The 20,913-nt window shown below is 68.7% G+C and carries 15 protein-coding genes and 2 pseudogenes; 5 read left to right on the forward strand and 12 right to left on the reverse strand.

Features of this window, described 5'->3' with window-relative positions:
- Nucleotides 1–5: 5 nt before the first annotated feature.
- A complete protein-coding gene (locus B5D37_RS02175) occupies nt 6–305 on the reverse strand; it encodes a YciI family protein (protein WP_078757449.1) in 300 nt (99 codons plus the stop codon).
- 381 nt (nt 306–686) lie between these two features.
- Between B5D37_RS02175 and B5D37_RS02180 the strand changes: the two genes are divergently transcribed.
- The 3 genes and pseudogenes from B5D37_RS02180 to B5D37_RS02190 all read left to right on the forward strand — a co-directional run bounded on the left by B5D37_RS02180 (nt 687) and on the right by B5D37_RS02190 (nt 4,105).
- Nucleotides 687–1,625: a segregation and condensation protein A gene (locus B5D37_RS02180; RefSeq protein ID WP_078757046.1), complete on the forward strand. Its 939-nt coding sequence runs from the start codon at nt 687–689 to the stop codon at nt 1,623–1,625.
- 37 nt (nt 1,626–1,662) lie between these two features.
- Nucleotides 1,663–2,481, forward strand: a pseudogene (gene scpB, locus B5D37_RS15015) (SMC-Scp complex subunit ScpB); the annotation flags it as partial.
- A gap of 22 nt (nt 2,482–2,503) precedes the next feature.
- Nucleotides 2,504–4,105 (forward strand): pseudouridine synthase, encoded by a 1,602-nt coding sequence (locus tag B5D37_RS02190; RefSeq protein WP_078757048.1) that lies wholly within the window; start codon nt 2,504–2,506, stop codon nt 4,103–4,105.
- Between the two features lie 180 nt (nt 4,106–4,285).
- Here B5D37_RS02190 and B5D37_RS02195 read toward each other — a convergent pair whose 3' ends face one another.
- On the reverse strand, nt 4,286–6,085 hold the full coding sequence (locus B5D37_RS02195; RefSeq protein ID WP_234987680.1) for a D-(-)-3-hydroxybutyrate oligomer hydrolase: 1,800 nt from the start codon (nt 6,083–6,085) through the stop codon (nt 4,286–4,288).
- 87 nt (nt 6,086–6,172) lie between these two features.
- On the opposite strand from B5D37_RS02195, the pseudogene B5D37_RS02200 reads away from it, so the two are divergent.
- Nucleotides 6,173–6,837, forward strand: a pseudogene (locus B5D37_RS02200) (response regulator).
- 113 nt (nt 6,838–6,950) lie between these two features.
- Here the strand turns inward: B5D37_RS02200 and B5D37_RS02205 are convergent.
- Both B5D37_RS02205 and B5D37_RS02210 read right to left on the reverse strand, forming a co-directional pair.
- On the reverse strand, nt 6,951–10,349 hold the full coding sequence (locus B5D37_RS02205) for a hybrid sensor histidine kinase/response regulator (protein WP_078757049.1): 3,399 nt from the start codon (nt 10,347–10,349) through the stop codon (nt 6,951–6,953).
- An 82-nt stretch (nt 10,350–10,431) separates the two neighbouring features.
- The gene (locus B5D37_RS02210; protein ID WP_078757050.1) at nt 10,432–12,717 is read right to left on the reverse strand and encodes a TonB-dependent receptor; all 2,286 of its coding nucleotides are present in this window, start codon (nt 12,715–12,717) and stop codon (nt 10,432–10,434) included.
- A gap of 178 nt (nt 12,718–12,895) precedes the next feature.
- On the opposite strand from B5D37_RS02210, the gene B5D37_RS02215 reads away from it, so the two are divergent.
- Nucleotides 12,896–14,299 carry a GntP family permease gene (locus tag B5D37_RS02215; protein WP_078757051.1) on the forward strand — a complete coding sequence of 468 codons (1,404 nt, stop codon included), beginning with the start codon at nt 12,896–12,898 and terminating at the stop codon, nt 14,297–14,299.
- 12 nt (nt 14,300–14,311) lie between these two features.
- Here the strand turns inward: B5D37_RS02215 and B5D37_RS02220 are convergent, their stop codons facing one another.
- From B5D37_RS02220 to B5D37_RS02255, 8 genes are all read right to left on the reverse strand, one after another.
- A complete protein-coding gene (locus tag B5D37_RS02220; RefSeq protein WP_078757052.1) occupies nt 14,312–14,959 on the reverse strand; it encodes a hypothetical protein in 648 nt (215 codons plus the stop codon).
- Between the two features lie 3 nt (nt 14,960–14,962).
- Nucleotides 14,963–15,322: a hypothetical protein gene (locus B5D37_RS02225; protein WP_078757053.1), complete on the reverse strand. Its 360-nt coding sequence runs from the start codon at nt 15,320–15,322 to the stop codon at nt 14,963–14,965.
- 57 nt (nt 15,323–15,379) lie between these two features.
- On the reverse strand, nt 15,380–16,354 hold the full coding sequence (locus B5D37_RS02230; RefSeq protein ID WP_078757054.1) for a c-type cytochrome: 975 nt from the start codon (nt 16,352–16,354) through the stop codon (nt 15,380–15,382).
- Entirely contained in the window at nt 16,351–17,007 is a 657-nt protein-coding gene (locus tag B5D37_RS02235; RefSeq protein ID WP_078757055.1) for a c-type cytochrome, read from the reverse strand. The genes B5D37_RS02230 and B5D37_RS02235 overlap by 4 nt, the downstream gene beginning before the upstream one ends.
- Before the next feature lie 61 nt (nt 17,008–17,068).
- Nucleotides 17,069–17,644, reverse strand: coding sequence for a COG4315 family predicted lipoprotein (locus B5D37_RS02240; protein WP_078757056.1), 576 nt, complete (start codon nt 17,642–17,644; stop codon nt 17,069–17,071).
- Nucleotides 17,641–18,447: a slipin family protein gene (locus tag B5D37_RS02245; protein ID WP_078757057.1), complete on the reverse strand. Its 807-nt coding sequence runs from the start codon at nt 18,445–18,447 to the stop codon at nt 17,641–17,643. The genes B5D37_RS02240 and B5D37_RS02245 overlap by 4 nt, the downstream gene beginning before the upstream one ends.
- A complete protein-coding gene (locus B5D37_RS02250; RefSeq protein ID WP_078757058.1) occupies nt 18,444–19,904 on the reverse strand; it encodes an NfeD family protein in 1,461 nt (486 codons plus the stop codon). The genes B5D37_RS02245 and B5D37_RS02250 overlap by 4 nt, the downstream gene beginning before the upstream one ends.
- A 100-nt stretch (nt 19,905–20,004) precedes the next feature.
- Entirely contained in the window at nt 20,005–20,814 is an 810-nt protein-coding gene (locus B5D37_RS02255; RefSeq protein WP_078757059.1) for an amidohydrolase, read from the reverse strand.
- Nucleotides 20,815–20,913: the final 99 nt, after the last annotated feature.

Below are 20,913 nucleotides of genomic sequence, written 5' to 3' on the forward strand. Positions count from 1 at the left end.
GCCGCTCATGGCAGGACCCGCCGGAACGGACGCACCTCGGTGCGCTCGTACACACCGGCCTCGACGTAGGGATCGGAGTCGGCCCAGTACCTGGCGTCCTCGAGCGACTCGAACTCCGCAACCACCAGGCTGCCGCTGAAGCCCGCCGGACCGGGATCCTCGGCATCGATGGCCGGGCACGGACCGGCCAGCAGCAGCCGGCCGGCGTCGCGTAGTGCCTCCAGGCGGGCCAGGTGCCGCGGCCTGGCTTGGGCCCGTTTGGCCAGGACATCGGCGCCGTCGTAGCCCTCGATCACGTACCACATCGCCATGCCGCGCTCTCCGCCATTACAGGAAGGGCCGGATTGTAGGCCCTGGCGACGCTGGACAGCGCATTGCGCAGCCCGTACCCTAGGCCGATCCATCGAGGCCGTGAGCAGAGGCCCGTCGCGACAAGGCAAGCGCCGCCGCGACGATCCGTGTCCCCCACACACGGCCTGCTGCCCCCCACGGCCCTCGCTCGACATCCTGCAAACCTTGCGCGCCGCCAACCCGGCATGTCGCCCGTGTCGCAGGCCCCGAGCAGCATCGAACACGCTGTCCGTTGCACCCGGCACACCGTGCGGTTGTCCGCACCCGCCGTTGTCCGGCTTGTCCGGCCCGAACACAGACACTGCAGCGCCACGGCCCGGAGGGGCCGGCCTCGCATGACAAACGACCTCGCGGAAGACGCGACCGATCACAACCAGGGGGCCCCAGCCGGCCCCGCCCAGGCGGAGAAGCCGGAGCACCCGCAGCAGCAGGAAATGCCGCTGGCGATGGTGCATGGCCAGCCCGTGCTGCAGATCCCGCAGGACCTCTACATCCCGCCGGACGCGCTGGAAGTCATCCTCGACGCCTTCGAAGGGCCACTGGACCTGCTGCTGTACCTGATCCGCCGGCAGAACCTGGAGATCCTCGACATCCCGGTGGCGGAGATCACCCGCCAGTACGTCGATTACATCCAGGCCATGCACATGATGCGGTTCGAGCTGGCCGCCGAGTACCTGGTCATGGCCGCCATCCTGGCCGAGATCAAGTCACGCATGCTGTTGCCGCGCGCCGCCGAGGAAGAAGGCCTGGAGGAGGACCCGCGTGCCGAGCTGGTGCGCCGCCTGCAGGAGTACGAGCGTTTCAAGAAGGCCGCCGAAGACATCGACGCCCTGCCCCGCCAGGATCGCGACACCGCGCCGGCGCAGGCCTTCGTGCCGGACCGGGCGTCGGTCAAGCTGCCGCCCGAGGTCGACCTCAAGGAAATGCTGCTGGCCCTGCACGACGTCTTCAAGCGGGCCGAGCTGTACACCCAGCACGCGATCAAGCGCGAGGCGCTCAGCGTGCGCCAGCGCATGGGGGAGCTGCTGACCCGGCTCGAGGATGGTGCCTTCCACCGCTTCGAAAGCCTGTTCGAGCCGCGCGAAGGGAAGCTGGGCGTGGTGGTGACCTTCCTCGGCCTGCTGACCCTGGCCAAGGAGCAACTGGTCGATATCGTGCAGGAAGGGCCGCTGGCGACGATCTACGTGAAGTCGCTGGCACTGGACGCCGATCCGTCGGAGATCCAGCTCAGCAGCGAGTTCGACGACGCCGCCAACGATGACGCGCAACCCTGACCCGGCCTTGCCGGGCCAACATCGACAAGCAACCCACATGGACCAGACCCTGATCACCCGAATCGTCGAGGCTGCCCTGCTCGCGGCCAACCAGCCGCTGACACTGGCCCAGCTCAACGGCCTGTTCCCCGAAGACGAACCGGCGCCCGCCGGCAGCGTCGCCCAGGCCATCGAGAGCCTGCAGCAGGCCTGCGAAGACCGCGGCGTGGAGCTGGTGGAACTGGCATCGGGCTTCCGTTACCAGGTGAAGTCCGACGTGCACCCGTGGGTGGCGCGCCTGTGGACGGAGCGACAGACCCGCTACACCCGCGCCACGCTGGAAACACTGGCGCTGATTGCCTACCGGCAGCCGATCACCCGCGGCGAGATCGAACAGGTCCGTGGCGTGGCGGTCAGCAGCAACATCATCAGGTCGCTGGAAGAACGCGAATGGATCCGCGTGGTGGGCCACCGTGACGTGCCGGGCAAGCCGGCGCTGTTCGGCACCACCAAGGTCTTCCTCGACTACTTCGGCCTCAAGCGGCTGGACGAGCTGCCGCCACTGTCGGAGCTCAAGGAGATCGGCGAGCTGGAACCGCAGTTCCAGTTCGACGGCAAGGACGAGGCGCCCCGAACGATCGACGCCGGCGGAATTTCCGCTGACGCCGATGCCCCCGATGCGCCCGATGCGCCCGATGCCGACCAGGAAGAACACGCGGGAGACGACGACGGCATCGACGTCGCCGCTGGAGAAACACCCGATGCCACGCCGGAAGCACCGGCGGCCGAAGCGGACGAATCCGCGCAACCCGACCACGAAGCCGGCGTCGAAGACCCGGACGTGACCGAACAACACCAGGAGGACGACGCCATCGTGGCCTCGTCGGAGCAACAGAGAAATGACTGAAGAGAAGAACCGCAAGCTGACGCTCAAGCGCGGCAACGACACCGGCACCGACGCGCCGCGCATGCAGGAACGCCTGCACAAGGTCCTGGCCCAGGCCGGGCTGGGCTCGCGCCGCGCGCTGGAGCAGCGCATCGCCGACGGCCTGGTCAAGGTCAACGGCGAAGTGGCGCAGGTCGGCATGTCGATCGGCAGCGGCGACAAGATCGAACTCGACGGGCGCCAGTTCGTCGCCAGCGCCCTGACCGAACCATCGCGGGTGCTGATGTACAACAAGCCCGAAGGCGAGGTCACCACGCGTGACGATCCCGAAGGCCGCCCCACCATCTTCGAATCCCTGCCTGCGCTGAAGGGCGCGCGCTGGATCGCGATCGGGCGCCTGGACATCAACACCACCGGCCTGCTGCTGCTCACCACCGACGGCGAACTGGCGAACGCGCTGATGCACCCATCGTTCGAGGTCGAGCGCGAATACGTCTGCCGCGTGCGGGCACCGGAAGGCGAGGATCGCGTCCCCGACAACATCCCCGACCGCCTCAAGCGCGGCGTCGCCCTCGATGATGGCCCGGCGAAGTTCGACGACATCGAGCGCATTGGTGGCAGCGACTCGCACGACTGGTTCCGGGTGGTGGTCAAGGAAGGCCGCAACCGCGAGGTCCGGCGCCTGTGGGAATCGCAGGGCTGCCAGGTCAGCCGGTTGAAGCGCATCAAGTACGGCGCCATCGACCTGCCGCGCGAGCTGCTGCGCGGGCAGTCGCAGGAGCTCGCGCCGGATCGTGTCGAAAAGCTGCGCAACGATCTCGGCCTGGAGGATGGCGCACCGTCGGCCCTGACCCTGCAGCCGGTGATCGGCCAGCGCAAGGCGAGCAAGTCCACCATCGACCTCACCGGCCGCAGCAGCAGCCAGGGTTACGTCGGCGGCCACGTGACCGCGGCCGACGAAGGCCGTGAGCTGCGCCGCTTCGACAACGTCCGTGAGGATCGCGGCCGTGGTCGTGGCCGTCCCGGCGGTGGGCGCTCGCCTGGCCTGACCGTGAGCGGCGATGCCGCGGCCAAGCAGTCGCAGAAGCCGTTCAAGCAGCGCAAGGAGAAGGGCGGCCGCAACCTGCCCGAAGGCAATCCCGCCGCGTTCCGCACCTGGTACGTGCCCGATGGCGTGGAGACCGGCCCGAGCGGCCACCGCAACGCCGACGGCCGTGGGCCGAAGAAGCCTTATGGCAACCGGGGTGCAGGCCCCGGTGGCGGCGGACGTCCCGGTGGCGGCCGTCCGGGCGGCGGCGGTAGCGGCCGGCCGGGCGCTGGCGGCGGTGGCGGTGGACAGAGCCAGCGGGCGCCGCGTCCGTACGGGCATCCGGGCAATGCCCCGACCTTCCCGTCCGACCACGCCAACCCCGGCAGCTTCAACCCGTATGGCGACAAGCCGCGCAGCCCCCGCCCCGGCGGCAAGCCGCCCGGTCGCCCGGGTGGCCCGCGACCGGGTGGGAAGCCCGGCGGGAAGCCCGGCGGAAACCGGCCCGGTGGCAACAAGCCGGGTGGTCCGCGCGGTGGCGGTCGTCCCGGTGGTGGTGGCGGCAGCCGCGGTCCGCGCGGCGCCTGAGCACCGGCCGGTAACAAAAAGGGCGCCCATCGGGCGCCCTTTTTATGCAGCATTTGTAGGAGCGGCTTCAGCCGCGATCGGATCCAACGGAAGGCGGCCGGCTCTCGATCGCGGCTGAAGCCGCTCCTACGCCCCGAAGGAAGTCCCCTTGGGGGACAAGAGCCGTGCGGCGCACCGCACTCAGCGCGGCATCGCGAGATGCCGCCGCTCAAGCGCCGCACCCGCCCCGCGTGGCACGGTTTCGATCACTGCATCGCCTGGCATCGGTGCCCCCTCCTGCAGGTGGGCCCAGGTGCGATCCAGTGCCTCGTAGACATACGGCAGCAGCGGCAGGTAGTGCGCACCGTAGGCCGGCAGCCCGAGGAAGGCGTCGAAGTGCTGCGCATTGCGCACCTGCCAGTACCGGACGTCGGCTCCGGCCGCCCGGGCCGCGGAAACATATGGGGCGCTGGTGAACGCCGCGGGTATCAACCCGTCATCGAGCCCGTGGATCACAGTGACCGGCGCCCCGGTGCGCGGTGACGTAGCGCGGGCGGCGGCGATGCCTTCCCGCACCCGCCGCGCTTCAGCGGAATCCCCCTCCCACATGGTGCGCAGGCACTGCAGGCCAGCCAGCGGACGTGCGAGATCGCCCTCCGCCGCGATGATGCCCACGCCTGCGCCGGGCGGGATACCACTGCCTTCGGCCGCCCATGCCGCCCGCTCCGCCGCCGTTGCCGCGCGCGGCGTGCCATCGGCACCCTGCACTGCGAAATGGAAGCCACATGGGTGGTCTTCCGGCCCAAAGCGTCCATAGGCCGAGGCGTAGGTCACGGCCACCGCACGCCACAGGTCGAAACCGACGCTGATGGAGCCTGCGCGCAGCGCGGCATCGGTCCAGCCGCCTGCACGGAGCGTTTCGTAAGCCGACTGTTGCTGTGCCTCGAGCGTTTGTCCGGACACCAGCCCTGCCTCTGAAAGCGCGGCGCAGTGGGCGGGGACAGTGGGCATCGGCGGGATGCCCAGCACCGGCAGCGCACACGGCATCAACAGGGCGGCCTCCGTGGTGTAGTCGTAGAGTGGGCGCGCGCCGTCGACCTGCACGTTGGGTGCAGCGGCGACCACGGCGTCCAGCCAGTCACCCTCCAGTTCGGCCGCCCGCAGCACCGCGCCGCCGCCATTGGAGATGCCCACGGCGATCACGGTGGTGTTGTCCGGCCGGAACGGCTGCGCGTCCGGGAACGCCTCACCCAGTGCGTGCATCGCGAACCGCGCCGCCTGCTCCACGTGGCGGCCCCAGTCGGCTTCGGGGTTGTCCCCGGAATGCGAGTGTTTCACAGCGACGCCGCTGCCGGTGGCCGGGTGGGGCCGGAACGCGAGTGCCGCGTCCGCTCCGCCGATCGTGCCGTCCAGCTGTACGCCCTGCCCTGCATCGAGATCGAAATAGTCGGTGCCGGCGCCCTTGTCGGTGTACGCCACCGCGCAGCCCTTCGGCAGTGCCCAGGGGCCTGCAACCGCGATACCGCCCAGCACCCCGCGCGAGCCGGAAGCCGGCGCCACCACGACGCAGCGCCGCTGCCGGTCGAAGTTGTCCGGGACCTGCACCAGCACCCGGTGCGGATGCGTGGCGCCGGGCACCGTGGCCAACGCCTGGTACTCGCGTCCGGGAACCGGTTCCACTGTGCCGTAAACGTCCGCATAGCCGCCGCCCGGGGCGAGGTCGGCGATGCCCCGCCAGTTGCTCCAGATCGCGCGTCGGCGGAGCTCCCCGGGCGTAGGCGCAACCGCATCGGCGAAAGCCGGCGGTGACATGGCGCGCAGGCCTTCGAGCCCGAGCCCGGCCGTCAGCAGGTCATCGGTTCCGCGATGCGTCGTGGCGCGGATCGGCTGAAAGGCCGATGCATCATCCATGGCCCGGTCCCGGGAGGGAGTGGTGGCGCAGCTGGCCAGCAGGGCAGTGGCTGCGAGCGCGGTCAGCGACATATGTAGTGGCATCTTCATGCGTCGACCTTAGCAACCGGACGGCGCCCTGCCATCGTACCTTCGTACCAGTCCGGCGGTGCCGGTGCTTGCTACTCTGGCAGCCCGATGCCGACCCTCCTGATCGCCGACGACCACCCCCTCTTCCGCGCCGCACTGCGCGGTGCGGCCGCCGATGCCGTGGCCGACCTGGTGGTACTGGAGGCGGACTCGCTTGATGGCGTGCTGTCGATCCTCGAATCCGAGACCGACATCGACCTGGTGCTGCTGGACCTGCACATGCCCGGCAACCATGGCCTGGCCGGACTGGCCGCGATCAGGGCCCAGCACCCGGGAGTCGCGGTGGTGGTGGTATCGGCCAACGACGATCCGCGCGTGGTGCGGCGGCACTCGATCACGGTGCGGCCGGCTACCTGCCCAAGAGTTCGGGACTGGACGAACTGCGCGATGCGATCCGCGCCGTGCTGGCGTGCGAGCAATGGCTGCCGGCGACCCTGCGCGCGGCGGTGGCGCGCACCGAAAGCTCCTCCTCCGATGCCGACCTGGCTGCACGGCTGGCGAGCCTGTCGCCCCAGCAGTTCCGGGTACTGACCTTCGTCGCCCAGGGCCTGCTGAACAAGCAGATCGCCGACCGGCTGGACGTGCAGGAACGCACGGTGAAAGCGCACCTCTCGGCGATCTTCGAACGGCTCGGCGTACGCAACCGCACGCAGGCAGGCGTGATCCTGCGCGAGCTGGAGCTGAGCGATCCGGCGCGGCAGATGCAGGGCTGATCCGAGCGAGCGTGTTCGCGCGGGATGTATGTGCAACTGATGTAGGAGCGGCTTCAGCCGCGATCGGATTGTTGATCGGGCGTCCGATTCCATGATCGCGGCTGAAGCCGCTCCTACAGATGCGACGGATCCTCCAGGGCCGTGGCGGCGGCCGCCACCGGCCGCACCTCGCTCGCTGCCAGCAGCCGGTCCAGGACGGACTTCAACGCCAACGGCTTGACCGGTTTGGACAGCAACGAGAATCCGGCCTCCATCACCGCCCGTCGCACCGCCTGGCCACCGTCCGCGCTCATCACCAGGGTCGGGCGCTGTCCATGGGCCGCGGCAAGCGATTCCGCAAGGGCCACGCCGGTGTCACCATCGTCCAGGTGGTAGTCGAACAACCAGAGAGCGGCCGGCATGCGACGCATCTGCGCATGGGCGGCTTCGCTGCCCGAGGCCATGGCGACGTCGCAGCCCCAACCGCGCAATACGCTGCCAAGGGCCGCCAGTGCCTGCGGATCGTTGTCCACCACCAGCACGGGTAGCCCCGGCAGGCCGCGCCCTCCCCTGCCGGCCGCACTCGCCACCGGCGCCGGTACGCGCGGTACCCGCACGGAAAAAACGGTGCCCCGACCCAGCGTGCTGCGTACCGTCAGCGGCGCCTCCAGCAGCTGTGCAATGCGGTCGGCGATCGACAGCCCCAGGCCCAGCCCTTCGCCCGGCGCATCATGCCCGCGACGGAATTCCTCGAAGATCGCCTCGCGCATGTGCTCGTCGATGCCCGGCCCGGTGTCATGGACCTCGACCGCCAGTCCGCTGCCGTCGCGGCGCACACCCAGCAACACCGTTCCGCGCGTGGTGTAGCGAACCGCGTTGGCCAGGAAGTTCTGCAGCACGCGTCGCAGCAACTGGGGATCGCTGTGTACCCAGGCCGAGCTCGCGACGGAGCGGAAACGCAGGCCCCGGGCCGCGGCAATGGCACCGAACTCCGAGCACAGCGGGTCCAGCACCTCGGCCAGCGGGAAATCCCGCTGCTGCGGCACCAGTCCGCCCGCCTCGAGCCGGGACATGTCGAGCAGGCCTGTAAGCAGGTCGCCGGTGGAGTCCAGCGCGCCGCTGACCTGCGACAGGATCTCGCGCTGGCGCGCGTCCAGTTGGCCGGACAGCGAATCGGTGAAGAGCTGGGCCGCGTGCAGGGGCTGCATCAGGTCGTGCCCGATCGCGGCGAGGAAGCGGCTCTTGGCGTCGTTGGCACGTTCCGCCTCGCGCTTGGCGATCTCCAGGTCGGTGGTGCGTTCCTCGACCCGCTGTTCAAGGGTCTCGTTGGCCAGCAGCAGTCCAGCCTCGGCACGACGGAATGCGGTGACATCGGTGAAGGTCGCCACGAAGCCGCCGCCCGGCATCGGATTGCCGCGGATCTCGATGATGCTGTCCTGGCCGCCCGCAGGGTCCGGCAACACCCGCTCGGTGAGGTGCGGAGTACCTGCGCGCATGAACGCCAGGCGCCTTTCAAGCGCGCGCTCGAGGTCGCCACGCGGCGGCACCTGCAGCAACGCCCATCGCGACAGGTCGGCGATCGGCCGCCCCACCTGGAGCAGGTCCGCCGGAAACCCGAACAGCTCGGCATAGCGGCGGTTCCATGCCACCAGCCTGAGTTCGGCATCCACCACACTGATGCCCTGGCTCATGTTCTGCAGCGCTGCCTCCAGCACGCGCTGGTTGAAGCGCAGGTCGGCCGACGCCTCGCCGACGATCGCCGCCACCGCGTCCAGGTCGCCCGCCTCGCGCCTGGCGGCATCCAGCAGGACCCGCGCGGAAGCCGAACCCAGCACGGCCGCAAGTTCGCGCTCGACCTGGGCTTCCACCCGGCCCGGCACTGCACCCGGACCTTCGATGCCATGCAGCAGTTGCGCCACCCGTTCCCGCGGCAGGAACCTCAGCCCCGCATCCCGCAGGGTCTGCGCGTCCAGACCGCGGATGGCCCGGCGCGGCGTGTCGCGCCGATGGATCGCCACCAGCACCGTTACAAGGGTACCGAGGAACAGGCTGGCACCGACCGCGCGTCCCAGCCGGCTCCATCCGGTCAGCCCGAACAGTCCCTCCGGCGACAGCCAGCGCCAGCCGAACGGCCCCTCGTGCAACCAGGCCACCGGCACGCCACGCAGCTCGATCATCGTCGGTAGCAGCAGCACCCAGGCCCACGCGGCGAAGCCCACGGCCACGCCGGCCGTCGCGGCACGCGCCGGCGTCTGCGGCCGCCACACCGCGAAGGCCAAGGCCGGCGCCAGCGTAGCGAGCGCGGAGAATGACACCGCGCCGACGTCCGCCAGCGCCTCGCTGCCGGCAACGATGCGGCTGTAGCCCCAGGCCAGCAGCATGATCACCACGATCCCCGCCCGCCGCAGCGCCAGCACGCTGCCGCGCAGGTCGATACCGTCGTTGCGTGACCAGGCGCCGCGTAGCAGGCCCGGCGCGAACCAGTGGTTGCCGATCATCAGGCTCAGCGTCAGCGTGCTGACCACCACCATGCCGGTCGCCGCGCTCAGGCCGCCGAGGAACGCGAACAGCGCCAGCCCTTCACGCCCCTGCGACAGCGGCAACGCGAGCACGTACAGGTCCGAGGGCACGGTGTCGCCCAGCAGCGCCGCGCCCGCGGTCGCCAGTGGCAGTACCGGCAACGCGATCAGCACCAGGTACAGGGGAAACTGCCAGCGCGCCGTGCGGACGTCACGCTCGTCCCTGCACTCCACCACGCCGACGTGGAACTGGTGCGGCAGGATGAACATCGCCAGGGCGCCCAGCAGCACCAGCGGGATGAATCCCCCGGCCGCCGGGCCAGCTGGCACCCCGCTCGCCACGGCCGGTGCCGCAGCGAGGCTCGTGTCCAGCCCGAACCAGACGAAGCCGCCGATCGCCAGCATCGCCGCCAGCTTGAACACCGACTCGAAGGCCATCGCCAGCACCAGCCCGCGGTTGTGCTCGGTGGCGCTGGCCCTGCGGGTGCCAAAGAGCATTGCGAACACCGCCATGGCCAGCGCGACGTACAGCGCACTGTCCTGCCAGGCAGGCACCGACCCGCCCTCCCCGGCCCGCGACGTCAGCATGGAGAAGCTCATCGCCACGGCCTTGAGCTGGAGCGCGATGTAGGGGATCAGGCCGAGCGCCGCCACCAGCGTGACCGTCGCCGCCAGCCATGCATCCTTGCCCAGCCGGGTCGCGATCAGGTCGGCTAGCGACGTCGCATTGGTCTCACGCGCGAGCCTGACCAGCTTGACCATGAAACCCACGGCTAGGGCGTAGAGCAGGATCGCGCCGAGGAAGGTGGGCGGCAGGGGCCAGCCGTAGCGGGCGGCCTGGGTGACGGTGCCGTAGAACGTCCACGAGGTGCAGTGCACGGCCAGCGAGAGGGCGTACACGTGACGCCAGTGCCGCGACCAGCCTGTCGGCCGGCGCTCGGCGAAAAGCGCGGCGCCGAACATCAGCCCGAGCCAGGCGAGGCTGGCCAGGGCGACGACTGTGAAGTTCAGCATGGCCGGAGGATAACGCGGCGCGAATAAATTGCGGCGGTGGGAGTCGCAGGCTCGCCACCGCCGCCAGACCGGGGGTCACCAGTCAGAAGTTGTACCGAACGCTCAGGTAGTAGTTGCGGGGCATGCCGTAGTACGCGGTCTGGATGTTGCCGACGCTGGAGAATTCCTGGCCGTCGGTCATGTACACCTCGTCGCCGAGGTTGCGCACGCCGGCGCGTACCTGCCAGTCGTAGGTCGGCGAGTCCCACACGCCGTACAGGCCGAACACGGTGTAGGCCTCCTGCATCAGGTTGGGACGGTTGTCGACCGACAGCCAGGTATCGTCGCGGTGCGAGACGTCTCCACCCAGGGTCAGGCCACTGCCGCCGGCCAGGTAGAAGGTGTGCTGGAGCGCAACTCGTGCCGTCCAGTCCGGCGAGAAAGGCACGTGGTCGTGCAGGTTCGACAGGGCCGGGTCGAGTTGCACCCGCGGGTCGACGAACTCGTCATAGCGGGCGTCCATGTAGGACAGCTGGCCGGAAAGCCGGGTGCCCTCGCCCAGCAGCGCCGCACCCTCGAACTCGATCCCGCTGATCTTAAGCGCCGCTGCGTTGAGCACCGGGAACGAAAAGGTCGGCGTCGGCGAGTCGGGATTCACGACCTCCGACACCCGCGCCTGGAAGTCCTTGTACTCGCTGTGGAAAGCAGCGACGTTGCCCTGCAGCCGGCCTCCGTCGGAACGTGCCTTCAGGCCGGCCTCGTAGGTCCACACGAACTCCGGATCGAACTGGGCGCTGCGGGTCTCGGCGACGGAGTTGGCGCGGCCGTTGAAGCCGCCGGACTTGAAGCCCCGGTTGGCGGATACGTAACCCATGAAGTCGTCGCTGAAGGCCTTCTGCAGGCTCAGCGAAGGCGTCCAGGCGTCCCAGTTGGCCTCGCCCTCGAAGGCGACCGTCTCGTTGATCGCTTCGAACAGCGGCCCCCAGAAGGTGCTGGTGGTGCGCCAGTAGTCCTTCTTGTCCTTCGAATAGCGCAGGCCGGCCGCCAGCGTCCAGGTGGGGGCGAACTCCCACGTGACATGGGCGAACGCGGCCATGCTGGTGGTTTCGAGATCGTCGTCGATCGTGCGCAGGAAGGTGATCGGCGCGCCTGCGAAGGCGAACAGGTCGTCGGCGTAGGCCTCCTGGTAGGACGGCACCTTCTCGTTCATGTAGTACAGGCCGTAGATCGCCTGCAGGTTGCTGCCGTTGTCGTACTGCAGCTGGAATTCCTGGCTGGCCTGGGTCTGGTCGATCTCCACCAGCACGTCGCCCAGTTCCCATTCCGAGGCGTCGATGTCGATGAAGGAGCTGGTCTCCAGCGAGCGCACCGCGCTGATGCTCTTGAAGCGCCATTGGCTGTTGAGATCCCACTCCACGTTGAGGCTTGCGCCCTGGTGATTGAGCGACTGGCCCTGGCCGGGAGCGAAGGAGGTGCGGGTCTCGAAATCGTATTCGCTGCCGTCGGGCTGGTGCAGGACCACCGGCCCCAGCGCGAGGTCGGTGCGCACCAGCGGCGCGGTCGGCCGGCCCAGCGTCAGCGGCGCCTCCTGGTCCATGTAATCCAGCGACAGCGTGGCAGTGACCGCGTCGGTCGGGCGGAAGGCCAGCTTGGCACGCAGGACACCGGTCTCCTCGCCGTTGTAATCCTCGCCGGTGGTGGGGTCCTCCACGTAGCCGTCGCTCTGCAGCCATGCGCCCGACAGGCTCATCGCGAAGCGGTCACTGACCGGCATGCCGACGTACCAGCGGCCTTCCATGCGGCCGAAGTTGCCCGCCGTCAGCTCGACCGCGCCATTGGGATCGTCGAACGGGTTGCGGGTGGTGATCTTGATCGCGCCGCCGGTGGAGTTCTTGCCGTACAGGGTGCCCTGCGGTCCGCGCAGCACTTCGACCTGCTGCACGTCGAACAACGAGAACAGCGCACCGTTGATCCGCGAGTAGTAGACATCGTCCACATACATGCCGACGCCCGGATCGAAGGTCTGCAACGCGTCGGGCTGGCCGATGCCGCGGATGAAGACGTTCACCGAGTTGGAGGACCCGCGGCCCTGCACGATGTTCATGTTGGGCACGGCGCCCTGCAGGCCGTCGACGTTGCTGGCCTGCAGGTTCTGCAGGTCATCCTCGCTGAAGGCGCTGACCGCGACCGGAACATCCTGGATGGATTCGACCCGGCGCCGCGCCGTGACCTCGACCTTGTCCAGCGACACCGCCTGCCGATCCGCAACGTCCTGTTGCCCGGCAGGCTGGCCGCCGGATGTCGTCGACTGGATGGCATCGTCCTGCGCCCAGGCAACGGGCGCGAGCAATGCGCACATGATGGCGACGCTCAACTGCTTGCGGTACATGCGGTGACTCCCCTGGTCTGTTTCCGGATTGCAGGCGGGACCATGGCGACATGGGCGGCCCTTCATGGCGCACAGACTAGGGGGGCCGCCCTCCCCCCGCCGCTGTACCTTCGGACAATGCCCCCGCCGGCCGCGCACCCCGAGACTTCCACGCCATCGATGCGTGCAGGAGTGGGGGATGGAGTTTCTGATCGTGCTGGCGGCGCTGGCCTTCCTGATGTTCGTGGCCTACCGCGGCTACAGCGTCATCCTGTTCGCGCCTGTCGCCGCACTGGGCGCGGTGCTGCTGACCGATCCCACCCTGGTCGCGCCGATGTTCACCGGCCTGTTCATGGACAAGATGGTCGGCTTCCTGAAGGCCTACTTCCCGGTGTTCCTGCTGGGCGCGATCTTCGGCAAGGTCATCGAGCTGTCGGGCTTTTCCAAGGCGATTGTTGCCGCCACGATCCGGCTGTTCGGTGCCAGCCGGGCGATCCTCTCGATCGTGGTGGTCTGCGCGATGCTCACCTACGGCGGCGTCTCGCTGTTCGTGGTGGTGTTCGCGGTCTACCCCTTCGCCGCCGAGCTGTTCCGCCAGAGCAACATCCCGAAGCGGCTGATCCCCGGCACCATCGCGCTGGGTGCCTTCACCTTCACCATGGACGCCCTGCTCGGCACCCCGCAGATCCAGAACATCATCCCGACCACCTTCTTCGGAACCGACACCTGGGCGGCGCCCTGGCTGGGCACCATCGGCGGCATCTTCATCCTCGTGGTCGGGCTTGCCTACCTGGACTGGCGGCGACGTGCCGCGCTGGACAAGGGAGAGGGCTACGGCGATCCGGCCAAACTGCTGAACGAGCCGACGCCGTTCGCGGGCGGCAAACTGGCCAACCCGCTGATCGCGGTCCTGCCGCTGGTCATGGTGGGCGTGACCAACAAACTTTTCACCCACTGGATTCCCGCCTATTACGGCGAGAGCCATTCGTTCGATCCGGCTGTCATCGGGGACACCGCACCCGTGGTGCAACAGATCTCTTCGGTGACCGCGATCTGGGCGGTGGAAGGCGCACTGCTGGTCGGCATCCTCACGGTGCTGGCATTCGCGTGGAAGCCGGTAATGACCACCTTCGCCGAAGGCACCCGTACCGCCATCGGCGGCGCGTTGCTGGCAGCGATGAACACCGCGTCGGAGTATGGCTTCGGCGCGGTCATCGCGGCCCTGCCCGGCTTCCTCGTCGTGGCCAATGCGCTGGGCGCAATTCCCGATCCATTGGTCAACGAGGCGATCACCGTCACCGCGCTGGCCGGCATCACCGGCTCGGCGTCCGGTGGCATGAGCATCGCACTGGCCGCGATGGCCGATACCTTCATCGCGAACGCGAATGCCGCCGGCATCCCGATGGAGGTGCTGCACCGCGTCGCGGCGATGGCCTCCGGCGGCATGGACACGCTGCCCCACAACGGCGCGGTCATCACCCTGCTGGCCGTCACCGGCCTGACCCATCGACAGGCCTACAAGGACATCTTCGCGATCACCATCATCAAAACGCTGGCGGTCATGGTGATCATCGGCGTGTTCTACGCGACCGGGATCGTCTGAGCCGCGGGTGGATCAGAAATCCAGCTGGCCCCAGATCCCGACTTCCGTGGCGCGGAGCTGCCGGGAGGGCGACGCGCTCTCCTGCCGCTTCCCGACCAGGGCGATGCGGAGGTGCGGTGACTTCCGCCATTCCAGGCCGACCTGGCTGTAGCGGTCCTTGCGCCGCGGGTCCTGCCGGGTGCTCGGGTCGGCCCGATCGTGCCGCGCAAACAGCGCGAAGTCGGGCCGGATCCGGTAGCTGCCCCAGGCGGACCACCCACGCGCCGCGTCGGGCAGTGGCGAGGTCACCCTGTTCCAGTTGTCCGCGCGGACGAACTGCGCACCCAGTCGAAACCGCTCATCCGTCCACGCCACGACCGCGGTCGATCGCCGCGCGGTGTGGTACCTGGTTGCCGTGCCGTCGGCGAGCGCACGGGTGCCGCGGTAGCCACCGACGGCCAACGTCAGGCCATCACCCGACCACCCCACCCGCGCCTCGTAATTGACGCGGCCGTCGGTGTCCGGTCGCTTGAACCCTGCGCCGGTGACCGCCGACAGCGCCCAGTCCACCCCACCGCCGGCGCGCCCGTTCAGGTGCAGGCCCCAGTCCGCCGGCGCACCGACACCGAGCCGGGATACCAGCCCGGGGTCTACGTAGCGATAGCCATTGAGACCGGCCACGAACTATATCCACGGGGTAGGCGCACTGCCCAGCCGGAGCGTGGCACGATCGGCAAACCGTCGCTGCAGGTAGGCATGGCGGAGCCACAGGTCGGTCGGGTCACTGTTCCGGGTCCAGTTGATGTCGGTGGTGGCATGAATCGACCAGCGCTCGTCGATCCGATGGTCGAGGTTGATGTAGAAGCGCTTGAGCTCCATGGCCACCCCTTCGTCCCGGCTGGAAGTCCCCTCGCGCCGCAGGTCGCTCGCATTGACGAACAGCCGGGCCGACACGGAGGTATGCGGGGGCGGTTCGGTCGCCGCATCCCCCTGCTGGGCACGCGCCGGAACGCTGATGGCCAGTATCGCGGCAACAATGGCCACGCGCCGCCTGGGCCATGGACATTCCGCCATCGAATTACCGGTGCGCTCCGCCTCCAACTACTGCGCGCCCTGGCCCAGCAGGCGCCCATCCACCTCCAGTCCGTAGAGCGAATGCGGACTGTCGTGGAACTTGGCACGCGTTTCAGCCAGGTCGCCGGTATAACGCGGATCCTGCGGGCGCTCGTGTGCATTCATGTACATGGCCACGTCCCAGGCCTGCTGGTCGCTCAGGGTGTTGCCGCGCCCAAGCGGCATGTTCGCCTTGATGAAGCCGGCCGCGTTGTCGAGCTGGTGCATGCCCGCACCCCAGTTGAACGAGTCCCCGCCCCACAAGGGCGGGAACACGTACTTGCCCGCGACCTGTTGGCCTTCGCCGTTCCCGCCATGGCACAGGGCGCAGTTCTCGGCGTAGACCTGCTCGCCGCGCGCGTAGTCGGGCGGCTCCGGTGGCTCGAAGTCCTTCGCGTAGCCTGCGCCTTCCATCGCCGCGCCCACCGGGACACCCTGCGCCATCCAGAACGCATAGGTTTCCAGCGCCACCAACACCTCGTCGCCCTGCTCGGGCGGCGTACCGTCCATGCTGTAGCGGAAGCACCCCTGGAGGCGCTCCTGGAAATTGTTCACGTGCTGGTTCTTGCTGCGGTAGGCGGGGTAGCGGCCCCAAGCACCCCATAGCGGGGCGGAGTCTGGCAGCAGGCCCGCATCGATATGGCAATTGCCACATGAAAGGCCGTTCCCGACGAACTCCGGTGCATGGGTCCCGGTGTCGACGAAGATGTCGCGCCCACGCCGCACCATGTCGCCGAACGGGCCTTCGGGAATGTCATCGTGGTCGGGGGGCACGAACCCCGCGGTCTTGGCCGCCGGTTGTCCATCCTGCGGGACGCCGCCGGTTGCCCCGGCGGTCGGCGGCTCGCGCTCCACCTCGACGCGGTCATGCTTGTATGCCGACCTCGGGGGGCGGATGTCTTCGCAGGCCACGAGGGCCAGGCTGGCGGCAATGCAGGCCAAACGGAGGACTGTCCGGTTCATTGCGTTCCCCCCGCCGGTACCGGCGACTGCCGCGCGAACCAGTCGGCCACCTGCTCCACTTCCTCATCGCTGAGTTCAGCTGCCAGGTGGCGCATCAGCTCCAGCGGATCGTTGGATCGGGTGCCTTCGCGCCATGCCTTGAGCTGGGCGACGATGTAGCCGGCCGGCTGCCCCGCGATCGCCGGGAAATCCTCGCCGACCCCGATGCCGCCCGGGCCGTGGCATTGCACGCATGCCGGCACCTGGCGGTTCCAGGCCCCCCGCAATGCGATGCGCGCGCCCACGCTGCCATCCTCTCCGGGTACCGGCCCACTCGCCGCGGCAACCGGCATGTCGGCGAAGTAGTTGGACATAGCGACCCATCCTTCCTCCCCGAGCGCCTCGGCGATGGGTTGCATGACCGCATTCTCGCGGCGTCCATTGGTGAAGTCCTCGAGCTGCCTGCGCATGTACTCCGCATTGAGCCCTGCCAACCGCGGAAATGTCCCGGTGCCCGCACCATCGGAGCCATGGCAGGTGGCACAGGCCACGATCGCCCCATCGCCCTTTGACGCGATGATTTCAGGCGAAGCGGTTTGCGCCGAAGCACCGTGGGCAAGGAAGGCGCCTGCGGCAATGAGCGTCATTGGCAACCATTTTCGGGTCCGGGGCATCACGTCGGTCTCCTGGCAGGCGTACGCAACAGCGGCAGTTGTCGTTCAATCATTGGATGATTCACGAGTCCAGTCGCCCGACTTCCTGTCCCACCGCATCGCCCTGCGGGGTCAGCAGGTACCAGGTCCCCCACTCGTCTGTAATCCCATGGCCAGCGGTGGCGCCGATCGTCATGTCGCCGGCGTGGTGGTACAGCGGGTGGTCCTTGTAGGTCAGCTGCTCTGTTCCGTCGTCCCGGGTGATGGTGCCGACGAGGACGGGCAGCAGGCCGCCGTCCACCGCCGGGTCACCCGGCGGAGGCAACACCGGTGCCCACTGCTCCAGGCAATCGCCGGAGCAGCCACGGCCGTCTTCGTCGCCATCGAGCATGTACACGGCGCGCCGGTTGCTGTCGGCCACGTAGTCCGCCGGGCCGCCGGCCGACATGACCGTGAGGGTGCCCGCCGACATCGTGCGCTGGGTGACGAGCGTGCCGTCCTCGACCTGGGCCGATGGCGTCTCGGGTCCCGCCATAGCGGGCGGCGCGTCTCCCAGGTTGTTTCCCTCGCCTTGCTGGTTGCAGGCGGTGGCGGCGAGTACGGCGAGCATGCACGCGGCGGCGAGGCGGCGGCGGACGGTGTTCGATGCTTGGTTCATGGACGGGGCTCCGTGGAAGGCGTTGTGGAAGGCGCAGGATTGGCGTGCCGGGGCTCGCGGAGCCTTGCGAGCATCGGCTCGACCAGGTCCAGCGGCAAGGGGAAGACGATGGTGGACGTCCGCTCTCCGGCGATTTCCGTCAGCGTCTGCAGGTAGCGCAGCTGGATGGCGCGGGGGTCCTCACCCATCAGCTTGGCGGCCTGGACCAGCTTCTCCGCCGCCTGCTGTTCGCCTTCGGCATGGATGATCTTGGCCCGGCGCACGCGCTCGGCTTCGGCCTGGCGGGCAATCGCGCGCACCATGGTCTCGTTGATGTCGACATGCTTGATCTCGACGTTGGCGACCTTGATGCCCCACGCGTCGGTCTGGCTGTCCAGGATGGCGCGGATGTCGTCATTGAGCTTTTCGCGCTCGGCCAGCATCTCGTCCAGGTCGTGCTGGCCCAGCACCGATCGCAGCGTCGTCTGCGCCAGCTGGCTGGTGGCGTCGTAGAACTGTTCGACCGCGATGATCGCCTTCTGCGGATCGACCACGCGGAAGTAGACGACCGCATTGACCTGCACCGACACATTGTCCCGCGAGATCAGGTCCTGCGAGGGCACGTCCATGACGATGGTGCGCAGGTCCACCCGGACCATCTGCTGGATGCCGGGGATCAGCAGGATCAGGCCGGGGCCTTTCACCCTCCAGAAACGGCCCAGCTGGAACACCACGCCCCGCTCGTACTCGCGCAGGATCTTGATGGAGCTGAGCAGCACCATCAGGACAATGATGATGACCGGCAGGTACACGAAAAGGTTCATCTGGAGCCTCCGTTGACGGGGGTGTCGTGCGGCGCGGCTGCCTGCAGCGGTGCCACGTGCAGGACCAGGCCGTCCACGGCCCGCACTTTGAGGATGTCGCCACGCGCGACGGGTACGTTGGAATACGCCTGCCAGACTTCGCCCCGGGTACGGACGCGACCTGCGCCGGTGAAGTCATCCAGCGCGACAGCAGGCTCGTCCAGCAGTTCGTCGACACCCGTGGTCACTGGCCGGCGCCGCGCACGTGCGGCAACCCAGACCACGCCCATGAAGGCGAGACCGCTGGCAAGGGATATCCCCACCAGCAACTGCCCCGGCACGCCGTAGCCGGGCACATCGGTATCGAACAGGATCAACGAGCCCACCACCAGCGCGGCCAGGCCGCCGATACCCAGTGCGCCGAAACTGGGCATGGCGAACTCGGCCACCATCAGTGCGGCACCCAGCATCACCAGCGCCAGCCCCGCATAGTTCACCGGCAGCACCTGCATCGCGTACAGCGCCAGCAACAGGCAGATCGCGCCGACCACTCCCGGCACGATGGCGCCGGGGCTGTAGCCCTCGAACAGCAGGCCGTACATCCCGGCAAGCAGCAGCATGTAGGCCACGGTCGGGTTGGTGAGTACGGACAGCAACTTGAAGCGCCAGCCGGATTCCACCGTGGTGACGGGCTGGCCGCGGGTGCTCAGCTCCACCGCGCCGGCCGGCAATTGCACGCGTCGACCGTCGGCCTGCTGCAGCAGGTCCTGCAGGTCGGTCGCGACGATCTCGACCACGCCCTGCGCCAGCGCTTCGCTTGCCGTGAGGGTCGCCGCATCGCGCACCGCGCGCTCGGCAAAATCCGTGTCGCGCCCGCGCAGTTCGGCCAGGGATCGCAGGTATGAGACGGAATCGTTGGTGACCTTGCGCTCCATTGCGCTGCCGCCCCGGCCTTGCCCGGAGGAGCCGCGGTCCGGGTCCCCGTCGCCCTGCGCCGCCTGTCCGTCTGCCGGTGCCGGATCGGGGCGGCCATCGCGGGGCTCGCTCCCGCCCGGCGCTCCGCCGGCCGGCCCTCCACCCATCGACACCGGAGTAGCCGCCCCCAGTGAGGTCGCCGGCGCCATGGCCGCCAGGTGGGTGGCATAGAGGATGTAGGTCCCGGCGCTCGCGGCGCGTGCCCCGCTGGGGCCCACCCAGGCGATCACCGGTACCTCCGAGGCGAGGATGGCCTGATTGATGTCGCGGGTGGAGGCATCGAGTCCGCCCGGCGTATCGATGCGCAGCACCACTGCCTCGGCACCTTCTTCGGTGGCGCGCTGCAGCCCGCGCTTCAGGTAATCGCGGGTCGCCGGGCCGATGCCGCCCTGGATCTCCAGCACCAGCACGCCACCTGCGGACGGCTCTGTACGCTCATCCTGCGAGGCGGCCGGGAACGCAGCAACCGCCAATACGGCAATCGCCAGCAACAGGATTCGCATCCGCCGTCCCATGGGCACCCCGGGTGTGGGGCGACGTCATCGCCCCGGAAACCCCAGTTAACACGCCACCCTGTAAAGGTTTCGGCAACGTGCGGCCGCGTCACCGCAGTTCGAACGCGTCTCCATCGAGCATCGCCGGGAACTTCTGCCTGAACCGGGCCAGCTCTGAAGCCAGCAGCGTAGTCGTGGACACGACCTCGAAGTCACTGCACTCGCTGCTCGGCTCGCCGGTAAAATCGATGACGGCGCTCTCTCCGTCGTAGTGGATCCCGTTGCCGTCGGTGCCGACGCGGTTGAGGCCGGCGACGTAGCAGAGGTTCTCGATCGCACGTGCCCGCAGCAGCGTCTTCCACGCATGGGTGCGGGCTGAAGGCCAGTTGGCGACGTAGATCGCGAGGTCGTAGTCGAGGGCGCCGGCCCGCTCGACGTCGTAGCGGTTGCGGGAAAACACGGGGAAGCGCAGGTCGTAGCAGACCAGCGGGCAGATCCGCCAGCCTTTCCATTCCACCGTCAACCTGTCCCGGCCGGCAGCGTAGCGTTCGTGTTCGTGGGCAAAACGGAACAGGTGGCGCTTGTCGTAGGTCTGCACCTGACCGTCCGGCGTCACGAACAGCAACCGGTTGAACACCGAGTCCCCCTCCCGCACCTGGACGCTGCCGGTCACGGCGGCACCGAGCCACGCGGCCTGTTCGCGCAACCAGGCGATGGTCGGGCCGTCCATGGTTTCCGCATCGCCAGCGGCTTCGTTGGAGAAGCCGCTGGTGAAGGTCTCCGGCAGGATCGCCAGGTCGGTGATGCCGCGCAGCTGGTGCAGCAGCTCGCCGTAGTACTCCCGGTTGCCGGCGGGGTCGTGCCAGCGCGTGGCGCCCTGGACCAGGGAGATGCGGAGGTTGTTCGTCGGTTCGGACATCGCGATGGATCCTTGCATGTGTCGGCAGTTGCGGCCCCAGCTTCCCCCGCCCCCCGTAGGAGCGACGTGAGTCGGGACGGCGGATACCCCGGGGTCGCC

Origin of the sequence: Lysobacter spongiicola DSM 21749 (genome assembly GCF_900167055.1) — a bacterium.
Taxonomy (GTDB): domain Bacteria; phylum Pseudomonadota; class Gammaproteobacteria; order Xanthomonadales; family Xanthomonadaceae; genus Novilysobacter; species Novilysobacter spongiicola.